The sequence below is a fragment of the Kitasatospora sp. NPDC096204 genome, assembly GCF_044763205.1.
In the GTDB taxonomy this organism is placed as follows: domain Bacteria; phylum Actinomycetota; class Actinomycetes; order Streptomycetales; family Streptomycetaceae; genus Kitasatospora.
On sequence record NZ_JBIWFT010000006.1, the window covers coordinates 152229 to 170681 of the forward strand.

Below are 18453 nucleotides of genomic sequence, written 5' to 3' on the forward strand. Positions count from 1 at the left end.
GTCAGGACCGGACGCTCGCCCCCGCCCAGGCCCGGTTGCCGAGGAGGGTCTTGATGTCCGAGGCGAGCCCGTTGTCCGGGTTCACCCGGAAGCCGAGCTCGTAGAGGGTGTTCTTGTCCCAGTTGGTGGTGAGTAGCCGGACCGGGACGTCGCCGGGGTGGGCCTGGAGGGCGAGCTTGAGTTCGGCGACGACCCGGGGGTTGATCCGGGCGGCGGGGACGGTGATGTGGACGGGCGGCTTGGTGCCGAGTTCGGCGGAGGAGACGTCGAGGGTGGTGATCTCCTGGCCGAAGACGCTCAGTGACCCGTCGCGCTCGTTGAGCCGGCCGCGGATCGAGATCACGTTGTCCTCGATCATCTGCTCGGCCATCAGGTTGTAGGTCGCGGGGAAGAACAGCACCTCGACCGAGCCGTCGCGGTCGGCGAGGGTGATGATCGCCCACGCGTTGCCGGCCTTGTTGATCCGCCGGTCGACGCCGGTGATCAGCCCGGCGAGGCGCACCTCGCCCTCGGAGCGGCCGGAGCCGAGCAGTTCGGCGATCGAGGTGTCGCGGCTCTGGGAGAGGATGTGCTCGGCGCCGTCGAGCGGGTGGCTGGAGACGTAGAGGCCGAGCATCTCGCGTTCCAGGGCGAGGAGTTGGCGGCGCGGCCACTCGTTCTCGGTGAGCTGGAAGTCCAGTCCGATGCCGGGGCCGTCGTTGCCGCCGTCGAGGGCGCCGAACAGGTCGTCCTGCCCGATGGCCTGTTGCTTCTTCACCCCGGTGACGGCGTCGATCGCGCTCTCGTGCACGGTGCTGAGCGAGAGCCGGGAGTGGCCGAGCGAGTCGAAGGCGCCGGCCTTGATCAGGGAGTCGACGGTGCGCTTGTTGCACACCACCAGTTCGACCTTGTCCAGGAAGTCGGCGAAGGAGGTGTACTTGCCCTGTTCGTCGCGGGTGCGCACCAGGGACTCGATCACGGGCACGCCGACGTTGCGCACCGCCTTGAGGCCGAACCGGACGTCGCTGCCGACGGCGGTGAAGTCGACCACCGACTCGTTGACGTCGGGGGAGAGGATCTTGATGCCCATCTGCCGGCACTCGGCCAGGTAGACCGCCATCTTGTCCTTGTCGTCGGCGACCGAGGTGAGCAGGGCGGCCATGTACTCGGCGGGGTAGTTGGCCTTGAGGTAGGCGGTCTGGTAGGAGACCAGGCCGTACGCGGCGGAGTGCGACTTGTTGAACGCGTAGCCGGCGAACGGGACCAGGACGTCCCAGACCGCCTGGATGGCCTCGTCGGAGTAGCCGCGTTCCTTGCAGCCGGCGTGGAAGGGGACGAACTCCTTCTCCAGCACCTCCTTCTTCTTCTTGCCCATCGCCCGGCGGAGCAGGTCGGCCTGGCCGAGCGAGTAGCCGGCGAGCACCTGGGCGGCGCGCTGCACCTGCTCCTGGTAGACGATCAGGCCGTAGGTGGGGCCGAGGACCTCCTTGAGGGGCTCCTCCAGCTCGGGGTGGATCGGGATGATCTCCTGCTGGGCGTTCTTGCGAAGCGCGTAGTTGGTGTGCGAGTTCATGCCCATCGGGCCGGGCCGGTACAGCGCGGAGACGGCGGAGATGTCGGCGAACTCGGTGGGCTTCATCAGGCGCAGCAGGGCGCGCATGGGGCCGCCGTCGAGCTGGAAGACGCCGAGGGTGTCGCCGCGGGCGAGCAGCTGGTAGGTGGTGGGGTCGTCGATCGGGATGTTGTCGATGTCGACGTCGACGCCCCGGTTGGCCTTCACGATCTTGATGCAGTGGTCGATGATGCCCAGGTTCCGCAGACCCAGGAAGTCCATCTTGATCAGGCCCATGGCTTCGCACGACGGGTAGTCGAAGCCGGTGATGATGGTGCCGTCCTTGTCCCGCATGTGCAGCGGGATCAGGTCGAGCAGCGGCGTCGAGGAGAGGATCACCGCGGCCGCGTGCACGCCGGTGCCGCGGATCAGGCCCTCGATGCCGAGGCCGGTGTCGATGATCTTCTTGACGTCCGGCTCGTTCGCGTAGAGCCCCCGGATCTCGGTGCCCTCGTTGTAGCGGGGGTGCTTCTCGTTGAAGAGGTCGGCCAGCGGGACGCCCTTGCCCATCACGTCCGGCGGCATCGCCTTGGTGATCCGGTCGCCCATCGAGAACGGGTAGCCGAGGATCCGGTTGGCGTCCTTGACGGCCGCCTTGGCCTTGATCGTGCCGAAGGTGTTGACCTGCGCGGTGTACGCGGAGCCGTACTTCTCGGTGACGTAGCGCACCATCTGGTCGCGCTGGCGGTCGTCGAAGTCGATGTCGACGTCCGGCGGGTTGATGCGCTCGGGGTTGAGGAAGCGCTCGAACAGCAGGTCGTGTTCCAGCGGGTCGAGCTGGGTGATGCCGGTCAGGTAGGCGACCATCGAGCCGGCCGCCGAGCCTCGGCCGGGGCCGACCGGGATGCCGTTGTCGCGGCCGTACTGGCAGATGTCGGCGACCACGAGGAAGTAGGCGTCGAACCCCATCGGGGTGATCACGCCCATCTCCAGCTCGACCCGGTCGAGCACCTCCTGGCTCGGGTTGTCGCCGTAGCGGTGCTGGAGGCCGGCCGCGATCTTCTTGCGCAGGTACGAGGCCTGGGTCTCGCCCTCGGGCACGTCGAACTGCGGCATCCGGTCGACGTAGGTGAAGACCTCCTCGTACGACTCGACCCGCTCGGCGATGGCCAGGGTGTTGTCGCAGGCCTCCGGGAGGTCGCGGAACAGCTCGCGCATCTCCTCGGCGGTCTTCACGTAGTAGCCCGAGCCGTTGAACTTGAAGCGGTTCGGGTCGTCCTTGTTCTTGCCCACGCCGACGCAGAGCAGGCTGTCGTGGGCGTCGGCCTGGTCGGCGGTCACGTAGTGCGAGTCGTTGGTGGCCAGCAGGGGGATGTTCAGCTGCTTGGCGAGCCGGAGCAGGTCCTCGCGGACGTCGCGCTCGATGTCCAGGCCGTGGTCCATCAGCTCCAGGAAGTAGTTCTCCTTGCCGAAGATGTCCTGGTACGCGCCGGCGGCCTTCACGGCCTCCTCGTACTGGCCGAGCCGCAGCCGGGTCTGCACCTCGCCGGAGGGGCAGCCGGTGGTGGCGATGACGCCCTCGGCGTTCGCGGCGATCAGCTCGCGGTCCATCCGGGGCTTCATGTAGTAGCCCTCCATCGACGCGAGGGAGGAGAGCTTGAACAGGTTGCGCAGGCCGGTGGCGTTCTGTGCCCACATCGTCATGTGGGTGTAGCGGCCGCCGCCGGACACGTCCTTGCCGCCCTCGCCGTCCGCGCCGGTCGGGCGCTGGCCGCCGGGGGACCAGAACACCTGCTTCTTCAGGAAGCGCGAGGACGGTGCCACGTACGCCTCGATGCCGATGATCGGCTTGACGCCGGTCTTCGCGGCGGCGTGGAAGAACTCGTAGGCGCCGAACATGTTGCCGTGGTCGCTCATCGCGATGGCGGGCATGCCCTGTCTCTCCGCCTCGGCGAACAGCTTGCCGTTCTTCGCCGCTCCGTCCAGCATCGAGTACTCGGTGTGGACGTGCAGGTGCGCGAAGCTGTCGGACACGGCGCTGTGCTCCTGGGACGGGTGTCGGGAGGGGGAGCGGTCCACGCTAGCCGATCGGCGGCGGCGACGCGCCGGGCGGGGGTCGGTTGCCGGGACCTTGACGCATCCTTCCCGCTTCCCTGACGGGCTCTGCGCGTTCGCGACGGAGCCGGGACCACCGTCGACCGAACTCGCCGCCGGGGGTGGGCCGTTGCGCGCCGTGCGGGTGCCCGCGGAAGCCACGGCGGGCCAAGTTCGCGGTTTTCCACGATGCCCGTGCGTGGTGGCCGCGTGCCAGTCTGTGACTGCCACCGCAGCCCGCGACCGGGCCGGGCGGATCCGTCACAGGAGACCGGCCGTTCGCGGGGAACTCCAGGAAGGACATTGTCATGAACAGGCGAATCCGTGCGGCCTCGCTCTGCGCCGTGCTCGCCGCCGCGGTCCTCGTCGGCGGTACGGCCCAGGCGTACGCGACCGCGGCCTCCCCCGCCCAGGCGCCGGCCGCGGCGCCCGCGGCCGTCACGCCCGTCGCCCAGGAAGGCGCGTCGGCGCTCGCGATCGACATCTGGCACTGGGTCGGCCGGTACGACTCGTACTTCGCCGCGGAGGCGGCGTACTGGGTGCTGTACGGCATGGGGAGCGCCGTGATGATGAAGATCGAGCAGACCTACGCCGACAACGCGCCGAGGTGGGAGCTCTACATCCAGTGAGCCCCCGGCGCCGGCACCGAGCCGCGCCGCCCGCCGACGTGAACAAGGCGAGCGTGACACACGTCCGCTCGCCCAGCCTCGAAGAGAGTTGGTAGACCCATGCGCATGACCTCCATGACCGGTCTGGGCCGTACGGCCGCAGGAGCGCTCACCGCCGTGCTGATGGCGGCCGGAGCGGTCGCCCTCGCCCCGTCCGCGCAGGCCGCGGCCGGACAGGCCACCGGGCCGCAGGCGTCCGCGGAGCAGAGCCAGGCCGCCGGGAGCGAGGCGGCGGGCGTGCCGCTGCTCTCCGCGGAACGTTCCACGAAGGTCACGCTGTCCAACAGCACCGGGTCCGGCATGACCAAGACGTGGGAGAAGCTCGACCACGGCTGCTGGTCGAACGACATGCTGCCGTCCGACTACATCCCCACCGGCAAGTCGGCCAGCTGGCAGAGCGAGTCCTGCGGGTTCGCGACCGGGACGGAGGGGAGCATCACCTACACCCTCGCCGACGGCGGCGAGGTCAAGCTGCACTGGAACAACCCCTACTGGGGCAGCAACGACTACAGCTGCGACGTCCCGGACGGCTACACCTGTTCCAGGAGCGGTGGCAGCGGGGACAACGCCTCCACCACGTTCAGCATCGGGAAGAAGAGCAAGGCCGCCGCGGCGCCCGCCCTGATGAGCGCCTCCCGGAGCACGAGCGTCAACCTGACCAACAACTCGGGGAAGCTGCTCACCCGTTCCGGCGCGAGCCTGCAGTGGGGGATCTGGTCCGACGGCATGATGCCCCCCTCCATGATCCAGTCCGGTGTCACCGCGAAGTGGGCGAGTGAGTCGGAGGGCCTCATGACCGGCACGGAGGGCACGGTCACCTTCAACGTGGTCGGAGAGCAGAACGGCGTCACGGTGCACTGGAACAACCCCTACTGGGGCGGCAACGGCTACAGCTGCGACGCCCCGTCCGGCTACAAGTGCACCTGGCAGGGCGGCAGCGGTGACAACGCCGCGGTCTCCTTCACCCTGTCCAAGGCCTGATCACGCCGGATCGAACCGGTGCCGCCCTCGTCCGGGTCGGGTGCTCCGCACTCCGGGCGAGGGCGGCACCGGCTTCAGAGCACCGTCACGAGTTGGGTGCGCCGGGCGATCCGCAGCTTCCGGTAGGCGTTGGTGAGGTGGGTCTCCACGGTGCGGCGGGTGAGGCACAGCGCGGAGGAGATCTGGGCGTTGGTGTGCCCCGCCGCGGCCAGTTCGGCCACCCGCCGTTCGGCGGAGGTCAGCGCGTGCCCGCCGTTCCTGTTCCGCACCCCGCCGCCGCGCAGTGCCTGCTCCGTCAGGTCGAGGAGACGGCCGACGGGACGGCCGTCGGCGTCCGGACCGCCGACCGGGTCGCCGGGCCCCGCCGCGGGCACGGCCAGCCGCCGGGCCACGGCGTGCGCCTCGCGCAGGGTGTCACGGCCCTTGCGGCCGTTGCCCGCGTCGAGGTGGGCCCGGCCGAGGTCGACCAGGGTCTCCGCGAGTTCCACCGGCGCGGGACTCGCCCTGAGCAGTTCGGCGCCCTCGGTCAGCGAGCCCAGGGCCAGCTTGCCGCCCACGGCCGCGGCGTACGCCCGCAGCGCCCGGCCGACGGTGCGGGGCGTGCCCCAGGTCCGGGCGTGGCGAAGTTCCTCCTCGGCGAGTTCGCGGGCCTCCTCCCGTCGGCCGAGCCGCACCAGGGCCAGCGCCGCCCCGGAGCGCCACGGCGTGGCGACCGGGCTGACGAAGTCATGGGCGCCCTGGCCGGCTCCGCAGGCCAGGTAGTCGTCGAGGGCCGCCTGCCAGTCGCCGTCCGCCGCGTGCAACAGGGCCCGGGCGTAGCCGAGTTCGTTCCACTCCCAGGAACTGTCGCTGCCGGACGGGCCGACCAGCGCCACCGCCTCCCAGGCCCCGGCGCGCCGGCCGGTCTCGCGGCGGGCGGTCGCCACCATGGCCGCCAGGTGCGGCAGCCGGACGCCCTGTCCGGCCGTCGCCTCCACCAGCGGGGCGTTCTCGGCGATGACGCGGTCGAACTCGCCCGCCCAGAGCGCCGCCTCGGCGCGGACGCTGAGCAGGCACTGCAGTCCCACGTCCGTGAGGTCCGGGGGGACGGGCGGGACGGGCAGGCAGAGGCCGGCCAGCTCGCGGGCCTCCTCCAGGCAGTCCGCCCACTGCAGCAGGGTGGCCGCGCTGCCGAGCCAGGCGGTCCGCAGCCGCGGGTCCACCGGGGCCGCCAGGCGCGGCCGGACCCGGGCGAGCGCCTCGGCCGCCGAGCAGAGGCCGGCCCCGGCCTCGTACTCGGTGATCAGGCCGCACACCAGCGGCTCGATGGCGGGCGGTGCCGTCGGGGCGAGCGCGCGCAGACCGGCGACGGCGCCGCGCCAGGCGTCGTTGTCGTGCGAGGAGACGAGCGCGCCGAGGGTCTGCAGCACCTGGACGAGCTCGTCGTCGTCGGCGACGAGGCTGGCCTGGCGCAGGACCCGTAACGCGGTGTCGGGATCCCGGCCCGCGACCAGGGCCGCGCTGAGCGCGGTCGCCGCGGTCGCCCGTTCCCGGTGGCAGGTGTGCAGATCGAGTCCGGTGTGGAGCCGGCGGATGGCGGCGGTCGCGTTGTTCGGCAGCTCCAGGGCGCCGAGGCGCAGGGCGAGGGCGGCGCGCCGTTGCGGATCGAGCGGGCCGCTCAGGGCGTGGCGCAGATACCCGGCGGACTCCGCGGGCCGGCCGGCGCGCAGCGCCTCCTCGGCGGCCTCGGCCAGGGCGCGGGTCATCCACGGCTCGCCGGGCCGGTCCAGGTGCAGGAGTCGGGAGGCCACGGCGGTCGCGGGCGCGCCGCTCTCGTCGAGCAGTTCCGCGATCCGGGCGTGCAGCGCGGCGACCTCCCGCGGCTCGGCGGCGGCGAGTACGGCCTCCCGGGCGAAGGGGTGGCTCAGCAGTCGGCTCAGCCGGCGCACCGACCGCTCGCCCGGGGGCCGCCCGGACGGGCAGAGGCCGGAGAGCCGGCGGAGCAGGGCGGGGTCGGCGGGTGTTCCGCCCTCGGCCGCGACGGCGACGGCGAGGCAGGTGTGGCGCAGGCACGGATCGGCCTCCCGCCGCAGCCAGTCGCCGATCGCCTCGCGGTAGCGGCCGCGCGGGCGGGCGGACGGCAGGAGGGGGAGCGGCCCGTCGGCGAGGTCGGCGACGAGCGCCCGTACCAGGGCCGGGTTGCCGGCGCCGGCCTCGACGCAGGTCACGGTGGACTGCTGGTCCAGTCCGGCGGCCCGGGCGAGGCGGACGACGGCGGACACGCTGAGGGCGGGGAGGGCGACGGACACGCCCGTGGCGGGCGGGAAGGGCGCCGGGCCCGACGGGTCGGCGCACTCGGTGACCACCAGCAGGACGGGGATGTCGGCGAGGCGCCGGGCGAGGTAGCCGATCCAGCGCCGGGACGGCTCGTCGGCGCGGTGGAGGTCGTCCACCGCGAGCAGGGCGGGCCGCTCGGCGGCGGACCGGGCCAGTCGCGTCACCAGCCCGTGGAACAGCCGCTGTTCGTCCGGCCCGGCGAGGGCGGAGAAGGGAACGGCCTCGTCGTCCGGGAACAGCTGCCGGACGAGCCCGAACGGGAACGCCGTCTCCTCCGGTACGCCGCGCGCGCGTCCGATGTGCATGGCGTCGCCGTCGGCCTGCTGCCGGACGATCGCCTCCAACGCGGTGCTCCGCCCTCTGCCGGCCACAGGCGCCGAGAGCAGGACCCAGCGGCCGCCGCCCGCTCGGGCCGATGCCGCGGCTGCCGCGGCCATGTCAAGCACCTCGTCGCGCTCCAAGAGCATGTGTCGACCAACCCCTTCGGCTGTTCGTCCCGCGGTGCCGGTCGGGGCTCGCGCCACCCGCCGGGATTCGGCCTCCGTGGCACCGGAGCCGGATGTCCGCGGGAACACCATGACGATCTCGTCTTGGGTCGATCTTTGCCCGGGTGCGGGGCGCGTCCGCTCATCGCGTGGAAAACGGCGCGATCATGCGTGTGGCCGTGCCGGATCCCGCTGCTTTTATCACGTTTCACATACGAACTTTCCGGCGGTGGCAGTCCGTCGCGGAACTGTGGTTCGAGTGGGAACGGTCCGGTCCGGCAATTCCTCGGACGCGTGTTCGGTGACTGCGGGGGCGTCAGCCCGTCGGGTTGCCGTCCGTCTGCCAGTCCCTCGGTGACATGCCGTAGGCCGTGCGGAAGGCGCGGCTGAAGTGGCTGGAGTTGGCGAAGCCCCAGCGGCGGGCGATGCCCGCCACGCCGAGGTCCGCGGCCATCGGGCGCAGCAGGTCCCGGCTGCAGCGCTCCAGGCGCTGGGTCCGGATCCATCCGCCGACCGTGACGCCCTCCTGCTGGAACAGCTTGTGGAGGAAGCGCACCGACATGAAGTTCGCCTCCGCGATGGTGGACGGCGAGAGGTCCGGGTCGCGCAGGTTGCGCAGGATGTGGTCCTTGACCCGCTCCAGCGAGGCCGCGCTCTGCGAGTCCTGCGGCCGGGTGCGTCCGGCCCGGTCGTCGATGAGCAGCGCCAGCAGGTCGAGCGCCGTGGACGCGGCCCGGCGCCCGACGGCCTCGTCCAGCCCGGCCGCCTCGCGCGCCATCTGCCGGAGGTAGGTCGCCAGCAGCGCGGCACTGCCCTCGGAGCCGCTGAACGCCGTCGCGGTGAGCGCCCGCAGGTCCTTGTCCCGCACGTGGAGTTCCGCGCGGGGGAAGTGGAAGGAGGTGAAGGTGAAGTCCTCGTCGATCCTCTTGCGGAACACCCGGGAGGTGTCGGTGAGGGAGAACTGGCCGGGCCGGACGAGCGTCTCCCTGCCGTCCTGCTCCTTGAGCGAGGTGCCCCGCTCCTGAACGCTGAGGATGAGCGTCGGCGAGTCGTCGTCGGTGAGCAGGCGCCGGTCGCGGGTCAACGTCTGGGGCCCCGCCTGGACCCTTGAGATCCGTACCGGGCCGAGCCGGTGGCCGGTGATCTCCCCGGGCGACGGCACCTCCTCCAGGAGGTTCACCTCCAGCGGCACGAAGGTGTGGCACATCGCGTCGTGCCACGCCTCCGCCCGGTCGGAGGCGGGCAGCGACGCGGTGGAGAGCGACGCGGGCACCGGGTTCCTCTCAGCTCGGTCGCCCCGGCTCGGGGGTTCCGGGACAGCCTGCCGGTCGGCCCGCGGCGGGGCATCGCGTGAACACGTGAGATCAGGGAGGAACCGTCCTCACCCGCCTCACTTGAGGGCTCCGTCGGTCGCGGCGGTGGTGACGTGGCGCTGGGCGACGACCAGCAGGACGGCGGCGGGCACGGACGCCAGGACCGCGGTGGCCATGACGGCGTTCCACTGGTCGGTGTGGGCGCCGATGTACTGGTACACGCCCAGCGTGACCGGCCGGACCGTCTCCGTGCTGGTCAGGGTGAGGGCGAAGAGGAAGTCGCTCCAGGCGAAGAGGAAGGTGAACACCGCGGCCGTGACCAGCGCGTTGGTGCTCAGCGGGAGCACCACGGAGCGGAGGATCCGCAGGCTGCCGGCACCGTCCACGCGCGCGGCGTCGACGATCTCCCGGGGGATGGTCCGCATGGACGCCCGCAGGATGACGATCGCGAACGGGACTCCCGCGGTGGAGTCGGCGAGGATCAGCCCGAGGTGGGAGTTCAGGAGCCCCAGGTCGCTGTACGCGCCGTAGAGCGCGTCGGCCACGACGATGCCCGGCACCATCTGGGTGACCAGGACGCCCAGCAGTACGAGGTCGGTCCCGCCCGGCCGCAGCCGCGTCAGCGCGTACGCCGCCGGGGCGGCGAGCGTGAGGCTGAACGCCGAGCTGCCGAGGGCCACGACGAGGCTGGTGACGAGGTTGCGCCCCTGGTCGCGCAGCGCGGTGGCGTAGCCGCCGAGGTCCGGGTGGAGCGGGAACCACCCTCCCCGCAGGGTGTTGCCCGCGGGCTGGAGGGAGGCGTTGACCATCCAGTAGACGGGGAACAGCATCAGCGCGAGCAGGGTGATCCCCACGGCGGTGGAGAGCGGGCCGCGGCGGCCGGGCGCGCGTTTCACGGGCTCGCCTCCCAGGCCGCGCGGGCGCGCCGGTCGACGCGCAGGTAGGCGAGGGCGGACACCAGCGACAGGACGACGAGCAGGTTGCCCATCGCGGCACCGCGCCCGAAGTCGTACTGCCGGAAGGACAGTTCGTAGGACTGGGTGGCGAGGGTCTCCGTGGCGCCGGCCGGCCCGCCGCCCGTCACCACGAGGATGATGTCCAGCACCTTGAGCGTGTAGACCACGCCCAGTACCAGCACCACGCTCACCACGGGCCGCAGCAGCGGCCAGGTGATGTGGCGGAAGGTCGCCAGGCGGCCGGCGCCGTCCAGCGCCGCCGCCTCGTACACCCGCGTGGGGATGTCCTGCAGACCGCCGTACAGGATCGCGGTGTTGAAGGGGATCCCGACCCAGACGTTGACGAGGACCACGGCCAGCAGCGCCTGCGAGGTGCCGGTGAGCCAGGGGACGCCGGAGGACGAGAGGTGGAGGCCGCGCAGCACCGCGTTGACGACCCCGCTGTCGGGGTCGAGCATCCACCGCCACGTCGTCCCCGAGACGACCAGCGGCAGCAGCCACGGCAGCAGCAGGAGCGAGCGCAGCAGGCCGCCCAGCGGGAAGCGGCGCCGGAAGAACAGGGCGAGGGCCAGGCCGACGGCGAACTGTCCCAGGACCGAGCCCGCGGTGAACAGGGCCGTGGTCAGCAGGGTCGTGGGGAACCGCTCCGAGGAGAGGATCGCCGCGTAGTTCCGCAGCCCCACGAACGGTGCCTCACCGGTGTAGAAGGTCGTGACGGTGTGGTGCCGGAAGCTCGTCACGAGGTTCTCGGCGAGCGGGTAGCCGAAGAACAGCAGCAGGTACGCCGCGGCCGGCGCGAGGAACATCCACGGTGCCCACCGCTCCCGGCGCCGCGGTGGGGCCGGGTCAGTTGTCGGTCGCGAGCCGCTGCGCATGCCTGAGGGCTTCCTCCGGGGTCTGCTCGCCCGTCAGCGCGGACTGGATCGCGGTGTAGATCCCGGTCGCCGCCTGGGGCCACCTGACGCCGAGTTCGCCGGTACGGGCCCGCGCCGCCTCCACGCTCTTCGTGAAGGCGGCCATCGACGGGTTCTGCTCGGCGTACTGGGCGGCCACCGCGGTGCGGGAGGGCACGGTGAAGTGCTGCCGGGCCGCGGTGAGCATGTTCGCCGGGCTGTTCAGGCACGCGAGGACCTGGGCGGCCTTCTCCTGCCGGGCCTTGGAGGGGCCCTTCGGGACCGTCCACACCTCGCCGCCGAGCGGGGTGACCGGGGTCTGCCCCAGCTGGGGCACGGGCACCGGGGCCACCCCCCAGTGCAGGGTCGCGTCCTGGTCCAGGGCCGGGATCCGCCACGGGCCGTTGATCATCATGGCGGTCTTCCCGGCGACGAACTGGTCGTGGACGTCGGCCTGCGTCCAGTTCAGCACGGACTTCGACATCGACCCGCTGTTCACCAGGTCCACCCACAGCCGGAGCGCCTGCGCGGCCTGGGGGGTGTCCAGCTGCTTCTCGTCGCCGCCGTTGGACCACAGGAAGGGCAGGAACTGCCAGGTGCCCTCGAAGGTGGGGTTCGCGTCGACCGCCATGCCGTAGCGCCCGGGGCGGGTCAGCGCGGCGGCCGCCGCCTTCAGCTCGTCCCAGGTCCTCGGGACGGCGACGCCGGCCTCGGCGAGCATGTCCTTGTTGTAGACCAGGGCGACCGTGCTGACGTTGGGGGCCAGCCCGTACACCGTGCCCTCGTAGGTGCCCGCGGACCGGATGCCCTCGGCGAAGCCGTCGGCGTCGATGCCGTACGCGTCCAGCGGGGTCAGCGCGCCGGTCCGGGCGATCTGCTGCAGGTCGGGGTTGTCGAGCATCAGCAGGTCGGGGAGGGTCCGCGACGACGCCTGCTGGAGGACCTTCGGGATGAGGGACGCCCCCGGGACGCTGGTCTGCTCGACCTTCACACCGGCGCTCCGGCCGCAGGCGTCGAGCATCTCGCCCCACTGGGCGTGCTCGGATCCGTCGGTGTAGTAGTCGAGCGCGGTGATGGAGGTGACCTCACCCCCGGCCGAAGCGGAGCCGGAACCGCTGCCGGCGCCGCACCCGGTGGCGGCGAGCGCCAGGAGGACGGTTCCGGTCAGGAGGGCGGCGGTACGCCGCGCCGGCGGGCCGGCCGGTGAGAACATGCTGGTGCCTTTACCGAGTGACGGGGTGACCTGGTCGGTCGCGGGGAGGGACCGGACCGCAGGAGTGCCGTCAACAGTGGTCCGAGCGGTCCCTTCCGTTCGAGCGCCCATTAAACAGGTCGCCGTCGGCGGCCTGATCGGCGCCCTCCGAGACGGCCCGCCCGCTCAGCCGTCGGGCAGCGACGCGACCAGGTTGGCGAGCTGGACCCGGGAGCTGATCGACAGCTTCCGGAAGACGGCGGTCAGGTGGGTGTTGACCGTGTGCGGGGAGACGACGAGCGTCTCGGCGGCCGACCGGTTGGTGTGGCCCCGGGCGATGAGGTGCGCGACCTTCCGCTCCGACGCCGTGAGGGCCCCCCACCCCTGGACGGGGCGCGGCGCGGCGGCCGCCTTCCGCCGGCCGGCCTCCGGCCCCTCCGGCACGCGGCGCACCTCCTCCACCGCGGCGTGGGCGCCCGACTCGGCGAAGGCGCCCCGGGCCTGGGCCAGCGCCGCCGTGGCGCGGTCCTTCCGCCCCGCTGCCAGGAGCGCCCGGCCGAGATCGGCGTACGCGGCGGCCAGGACCAGCCGGCGGGGGCTCCGCGCGAGCAGCTCCACGGCGTGTTCGAGCACGGCGGGGTCGTTCGCCACCAGCCCGCGGGCCTGGGCCGCGATGCCGGTGGCGGTCGGCACCGACGGGTTGCGCCCGGCGTGGGACTCGGCCTGCGCGGCCAGGTCCTCGGCGAGTTCGGGCGCCCCGCCGCGCAGGGACATCCGGACCGCGGCGTCGACCCAGTCCCGCAGCAGCCGCCAGCGCATGAAGGGTCCCTCCTGCTGGACCAGGCGGATCCGGTCGACGGCGAGCCCGAGGTCCCCGTCGGCCTCGGCGTGCACCGCCTCCAGGAAGCGCACCGCGGCCGTGTTGCCCGGGTTCGGCTTGACCGCGAGGCGTTCCCGCGCGGCGGCCAGGTGCTCCCTCGCCGCCTCCCGGTCGCCGCGCAGCAGGGCGATCCGGGAGCGGATCACCCGGCCGTTCACCTGCTGGACGGGCACCCCCACCTCGTCCTCCAGGCGTTCCATGGTCTCGAAGCCGGCCTCGGCGTCGTCGAGCCGGCCGAGCCCCAGGTCGTGCTGGCCGCGAGCCCACAGCAGCATGGCCTGACGCGTCGCCCCGGCCTTCTCCGCCGGCCCCAGGAGCAGGCGTTCGGCCGACGCGAAGTCGTCCACGTGCAGGTGCGCGACGATCTCCTCGGGGAGGAAGCCGGAGTCGATGGCGTTCAGCGCGACGAAGCGCTCCAGCCCGAGCGCCGTCTCACCGGCGTTCAGCGCGATCTCGCCGAGCCCGGACAGGGCCAGGACGTGGGCCTCCCGGTCACCGGCGGCGGTGGCGGCGCGCAGCGCGGCCTCGCCGGCCTCACGCGCGGCGAGGAGGTCGCGGCCCCGGGACAGGGCCAGCGCGCGCAGGGCTGCCAGCCGGGCACAGATCTCCGGGGCGCAGCCGCCGGTGGTGAGCGCGGCCTCGGTCCGGCGGCGCAACTCCTCGGTGAGGTCCAGGGACCACAGCGTCCCGCCGAGGGCGGCCTGGAGCCGGCCGAAGGTCGCCAGCGGCGGCAGTTCGGCCAGCAGCCGGTCGCCCGCCGACAGCGCCTCCCGGTTCCGGCCGGCCCGGGTCAGGGTGAGGATCGCCTGCTCGCCCACGGCGAACTTCAGCGGTCCCGGCGACGGCACCAGTTCGAGGGCACGCGTCATCAGGTCGGCCGCGAGGCCCGGCGTGACCGGCAGCACGTCCTCGGCCGCGCGCCGCAGCAGCGCCACGGCCTCCTCGTCCCCGGGCACGGCTCCCCGGAGGATGTGCGGCACCGCGTCGACCGGCCGCCCGCCCGCGGCGACCAGGTGACGCGCGGCCTCGCGGTGCAGGGCCTTGCGGGCCGACGGCGGGACGTCGGCGTAGACCGCCTGGCGCAGCAGGTCGTGCCGGAACACCAGCCGGTCGCCGTCGTCGTCGAGGAGCCCGGCCCGTACGGCCTCCTCCAGTGCCGGGACCAGTGCGGCGGCGGACCGGCCGCAGAGCGCGGCGGCGTCCTGGAAGCCGAACCCGCGGCCCAGCACCGCCCCCATCCGGAGGAAGCGCAGGGTGTCGGGCCGCAGGGAGCCGAGCCTGCCGCGCACGCCCACCACGAGCCCGGAGGGCACGGCCTGCTCCGCGGCGTCGGCGGTCCCCAGCCCCGCCAGCAGCTCGACCGCCAGGAACGGGTTCCCGCCGGCGCCGTCGAGCAGGTCCCGTACCCAGGCGTCGGCCGCCGTGCCGAGGGCGTCGTCGGCCAGCTGGCCGATGGCCGCGCCGGACAGCGGGCCCAGCGCCACCGTGACCGTCGGAAGGTTGCCGGTGGCGGCCGCGACGACCTCCTCCGCCGGGCCGGCGGGCTCCTGGCGCGCGGTCAGCAGCCACAGCACCGGCGAGGTCCGCAGCCGGGTCGGGAGCTGCCGCAGGGCGAACCGGCTCAGCGCGTCGGCCCACTGCACGTCGTCCAGGCCGATCAGCACCGGCCCGCTGCCCGCCAGGGCCTCGACGGCCTCCGCCAGGCGCTCCACCAGCCAGATCCGCTGGTCGTGACGGCGGGCCAGGTCGACGAAGGAGCCGTCGGACAACAGCGGCCGGTCGCCGTGCAGGAGACTGGCCGCCAGGGACGAGAGCGGCACGACGTGGTGCAGTTCCTCGGCCTTGCCCAGACCGACCGAGAAGCCCGCGGCCCCGGCCCGGGAGACGGCCTCGGCGAGCAGCGTGGTCTTGCCGATGCCCGGTTCCCCCCGGATGAGGGCCAGCCCTCCGCCCCCGGTGCGGGCCACCGAGGTGATCAGCGCCTGGAGCTGCTCGAGCTCGGCCTCCCGGCCGCGCAGTCCACTGCGGGACAGCGGACCGCCCGACCCTGCCATGTCCGCCCCTCTCCCGTCGCACCCGTCCTGCTGTCGTTCGCAGCTTCCAGAGGGTACGCCGTTCGTGGCTGCCTCACCTCGGGCCGAAGGCAGCGCCGTTCGCGCTGTCCGCGCCGGCCCGTCAGCGCGCCATGGTGGCGTGGGTGACGGTCGGCTCCCGGGTGAGCAGCGTGCGGGCGTCCGTCTCGAAGGCGTGGTCGGTGCCGGTGTAGCGGCCGTGGTGCTGGGCGCAGTGCTCCGACCACGACGTCACGGTGAAGGTCTCGACGAACCGTTCCGGCCGGGCGGCGTCCCGGTACAGGCCCCAGGTGACCGCTCCGGTCCGGCGCCGGGAGGCCTCCACCCTTCGCATCGCCGCGGCGAAGGCCTCGGCCCGCTGCGCCCGCACCTCGTACGTCACGGTCACCAGCACCGGCCCGTCCTGCGGTGCCGGCTCGACGGCCAGCCGGGGTTCGGGCCAGGCCTCCGAGAGCGTCGGGTCGTTCCGGCCGCCGAGCAGCGGCAGCAGCCGCAGCGTCAGCACCCCGCCGAGCAGGGACCCCGCCGCCAGGAGCATCGCCACCGACACGCCGGCGTGCTGTGCCACCTGCCCCCAGACCAGCGAGCCGACGGCGCTGCCGCCCTGGAAGACCAGCAGGTAGAAGGCCGAGGCACGGGCCCGCACCCAGGCCGGCAGGGCGACCTGGAGGCTCGCGTTCAGGGTGGACAGCGCGGTGATCCACGCCGCTCCGGCCAGGACCAGGGCCAGGAAGGCCACCGGCACGCTGCCGCTGACGGCCAGGGCCACCAGCGCGCCCGCGAAGACGGCCCCGGCGAGCGCCAGCGAGCCGTTGCCGCCGATCCGTCGGGACATCGCGGGCAGCACCGCCGCTCCCGCGACCGCTCCCAGCCCGACGGCGCCCAGCAGTACGCCGTACCCGGCCGCACCGAGCCCGAGGGACTCGTGCGCGGACACCGGCAGCAGCGCCCACAGGGCGGAGGCGCCGGGTACGAACAGGGCGCTGCGCAGGAGGATCCGGCGGATCCGCGGTGCGCTGCGCACGTACCGGCCGCCGGCGCGCATGGCCGCGAGCAGGTGCTCGCGCTCCTGCCCCGGCCGCGGCGACCGTTCCTGCTCCCCGGGCCGCCAACCGGCCAGTACGACCAGGATCGCGAGGAAGGAGGCGGCGTTGACGGCGAAGGTCCAGCCGACGCCGAGGGCGGCGACGAGGACCCCGCCGAGGGCCGGGCCGACGGCGCGCGCCAGGTTCATGTTCACCGCCCCCAGGGCCGCGGCCTGGCGCAACTCCTCCCGCGGGACGAGCGAGGGCTGCACCGCCTGCCAGGCCGGGCCGTTGAGCGCGTTCCCGCAGCCCAGGAGGAAGGTGAGGGCCAGCAGCGTCCAGGGCCCGAGCACCCCCGCGAAGGCCAGCGCGGTCAGCACCGCGGCCACCAGCGCCATGGCGGCCTGCATCGTCAGCAGCAGGCGGCGCCGGTTCACGAGGTCCGCGAGGACCCCGGCCGGCAGGGCGAGGAAGAGCACCGGCAGGCCCGCGGCGAGCTGGACCAGGGAGACCTGGCCCGCGCCGTGGCCGACCAGCAGCCACTGCGCCCCGACGGTCTGCATCCAGCTGCCCACGTTCGAGGTGAACTGGGCCAGCCAGAGGTCGCGGAAGACCCTTCGGCGCAACGGCGACCAGGCCGAACCGCTCGCGGTGCCGTTCTGTCCGCCGTCGGTCCCGGTCATCGACGCACCACTCGCTCGTCCTCTCTCACGCTGCCCACCGGACGCCCGACGACGCGACGGTACGGGGGAGTCGACGTCGCCGGGCGGCCCCAGGAGAGCCCCTCACTCCCTGTCCCTGGAACGCTAGGCGGCGCGGTGCCGAGGGACTTGCCCGTCAGCGCCCACCACTGTGCGGATCCTGCACGCCTGCCGACGCACGGCCCCCCGGAGCATCGGGAACGTGTGTCGCGGGCACCCCGTCCCGGCGGCCTTGCTACAGAGCGATGAAGCTTCGTCGGCCAATCCCTACGTCGGTCGGTGGTCACCCGGTCCGGTGCGCGGCGAGAATCGTCACGACGAGCCGCCGCCCATCTCCTCGGCGGGGCAGGCGCACGCCGCCCACGCCGACCGGCGCAATCCGGCCTGAACCCGCCCGCAGCCCTGTCGCGTCCGGCCGTCCGGCGCCAGTCGAAAGGTCGCCATGCCCTCCACCCGGCCCACCGTCGTGCTCGTCCACGGCGGCTGCTCCGACGCCAGTACCTGGTTCGGCGTCGTCGCCGAACTCCACTGCCGCGCACTGACGGTGCTCGCCGTCGCGAACCCGCTGCGGGGCCTCGCCCATGACGCCGCCTACCTGGCCGACGTCGTCGCGGGCATCGACGGTCCCGTCGTCCTGGTCGGCCACTCCTACGGGGGCGCCGTGATCACCGAGGCCGGGGCCGCCCCCAACGTCCTCGCGCTGGTCTACGTGGCCGCCTACCTCCCCGACGTGGGGGAGAACTACTGCGCGCTCGCGCGCCGTTTCGCCCCCTCGCCGCTGATCTCCCGGCTGCGGCACACGGAGTTCACCAGCGGCGGCACCGAGCGGGCGACGGAGCTCTCCGTGCCCGCGGACTGCTTCCGGCCGCTGGTCGCCGCCGACCTCGACGCGGAGGTGGCGCAGGTGCTGGCCGCGATCCAACGCCCCGTCGCCGAGCGGGTGGTGACCGACGCGCCGACGGTGGCGGCCTGGCGCGGGAAGCCCTCGTGGGCCCTGGTGACGGGCGCCGACCAGGCGCTGCCGCCGGCCGTCCAGCGCTTCACGGCCGAACGCGCCGGCGCCACCGTCCTCGAACTGCCCGACGCCTCCCACAGCGTGGCCGTCTCCAGGCCCACCGCGGTCGCGGAGCTCATTCACGAGGCCACCGGGGGTCGGTCGTGTACAGTCGGCGGATCTCCGGATCGAGGGAACCGCACCCGATGAACATTGAGGCGCTCGTCGTGGGGGCGGTCGACGCGCCGCTCGCCCCGGCCGGAATCCGTGCACGATCAGACCAGCGGCGCCGGCGCCCCGGCAGTACGGTCGGTGGCGTGTCACGGGCTCGGGCGGACCGGCGTTCCGCTCG

11 protein-coding genes are annotated in these 18453 nt (G+C 73.3%); 3 read left to right on the forward strand and 8 right to left on the reverse strand.

Features of this window, described 5'->3' with window-relative positions; all coding sequences use genetic code 11:
- Nucleotide 1: 1 nt before the first annotated feature.
- Complete coding sequence (gene dnaE / locus ACIQ87_RS08915) at nt 2-3565, reverse strand: DNA polymerase III subunit alpha (RefSeq protein ID WP_402403687.1); 3564 nt, start codon at nt 3563-3565, stop codon at nt 2-4.
- Between the two features lie 368 nt (nt 3566-3933).
- Between dnaE and ACIQ87_RS08920 the strand changes: the two genes are divergently transcribed.
- Entirely contained in the window at nt 3934-4254 is a 321-nt protein-coding gene (locus ACIQ87_RS08920; RefSeq protein ID WP_402403690.1) for a hypothetical protein, read from the forward strand.
- 105 nt (nt 4255-4359) lie between these two features.
- A complete protein-coding gene (locus ACIQ87_RS08925; protein WP_402403692.1) occupies nt 4360-5274 on the forward strand; it encodes a Crystal protein ET79 in 915 nt (304 codons plus the stop codon).
- A gap of 74 nt (nt 5275-5348) precedes the next feature.
- On the opposite strand, the gene ACIQ87_RS08930 is transcribed toward ACIQ87_RS08925, so the two are convergent.
- From ACIQ87_RS08930 to ACIQ87_RS08960, 7 genes are all read right to left on the reverse strand, one after another.
- Entirely contained in the window at nt 5349-8168 is a 2820-nt protein-coding gene (locus ACIQ87_RS08930) for a LuxR C-terminal-related transcriptional regulator (RefSeq protein WP_402403695.1), read from the reverse strand.
- 223 nt (nt 8169-8391) lie between these two features.
- Nucleotides 8392-9348, reverse strand: coding sequence for a helix-turn-helix domain-containing protein (locus ACIQ87_RS08935; RefSeq protein ID WP_402403698.1), 957 nt, complete (start codon nt 9346-9348; stop codon nt 8392-8394).
- 117 nt (nt 9349-9465) lie between these two features.
- Nucleotides 9466-10284, reverse strand: coding sequence for a carbohydrate ABC transporter permease (locus ACIQ87_RS08940; protein ID WP_402403700.1), 819 nt, complete (start codon nt 10282-10284; stop codon nt 9466-9468).
- Nucleotides 10281-11150, reverse strand: a complete 870-nt coding sequence (locus ACIQ87_RS08945) for a carbohydrate ABC transporter permease (RefSeq protein WP_402403703.1) — start codon at nt 11148-11150, stop codon at nt 10281-10283. Before ACIQ87_RS08945 ends, ACIQ87_RS08940 begins: the two co-directional genes overlap by 4 nt.
- Nucleotides 11151-11190: 40 nt before the next feature.
- On the reverse strand, nt 11191-12450 hold the full coding sequence (locus tag ACIQ87_RS08950; protein ID WP_402403706.1) for an ABC transporter substrate-binding protein: 1260 nt from the start codon (nt 12448-12450) through the stop codon (nt 11191-11193).
- Between the two features lie 165 nt (nt 12451-12615).
- Entirely contained in the window at nt 12616-15363 is a 2748-nt protein-coding gene (locus tag ACIQ87_RS08955) for an AAA family ATPase (protein WP_402403709.1), read from the reverse strand.
- Nucleotides 15364-15484: 121 nt separating this feature from the next.
- Entirely contained in the window at nt 15485-17089 is a 1605-nt protein-coding gene (locus ACIQ87_RS08960) for an MFS transporter (protein WP_402403712.1), read from the reverse strand.
- 460 nt (nt 17090-17549) lie between these two features.
- Between ACIQ87_RS08960 and ACIQ87_RS08965 the strand changes: the two genes are divergently transcribed.
- The gene (locus ACIQ87_RS08965) at nt 17550-18311 is read left to right on the forward strand and encodes an alpha/beta fold hydrolase (RefSeq protein ID WP_402403715.1); all 762 of its coding nucleotides are present in this window, start codon (nt 17550-17552) and stop codon (nt 18309-18311) included.
- The last annotated feature ends 142 nt before the right edge of the window (nt 18312-18453 follow it).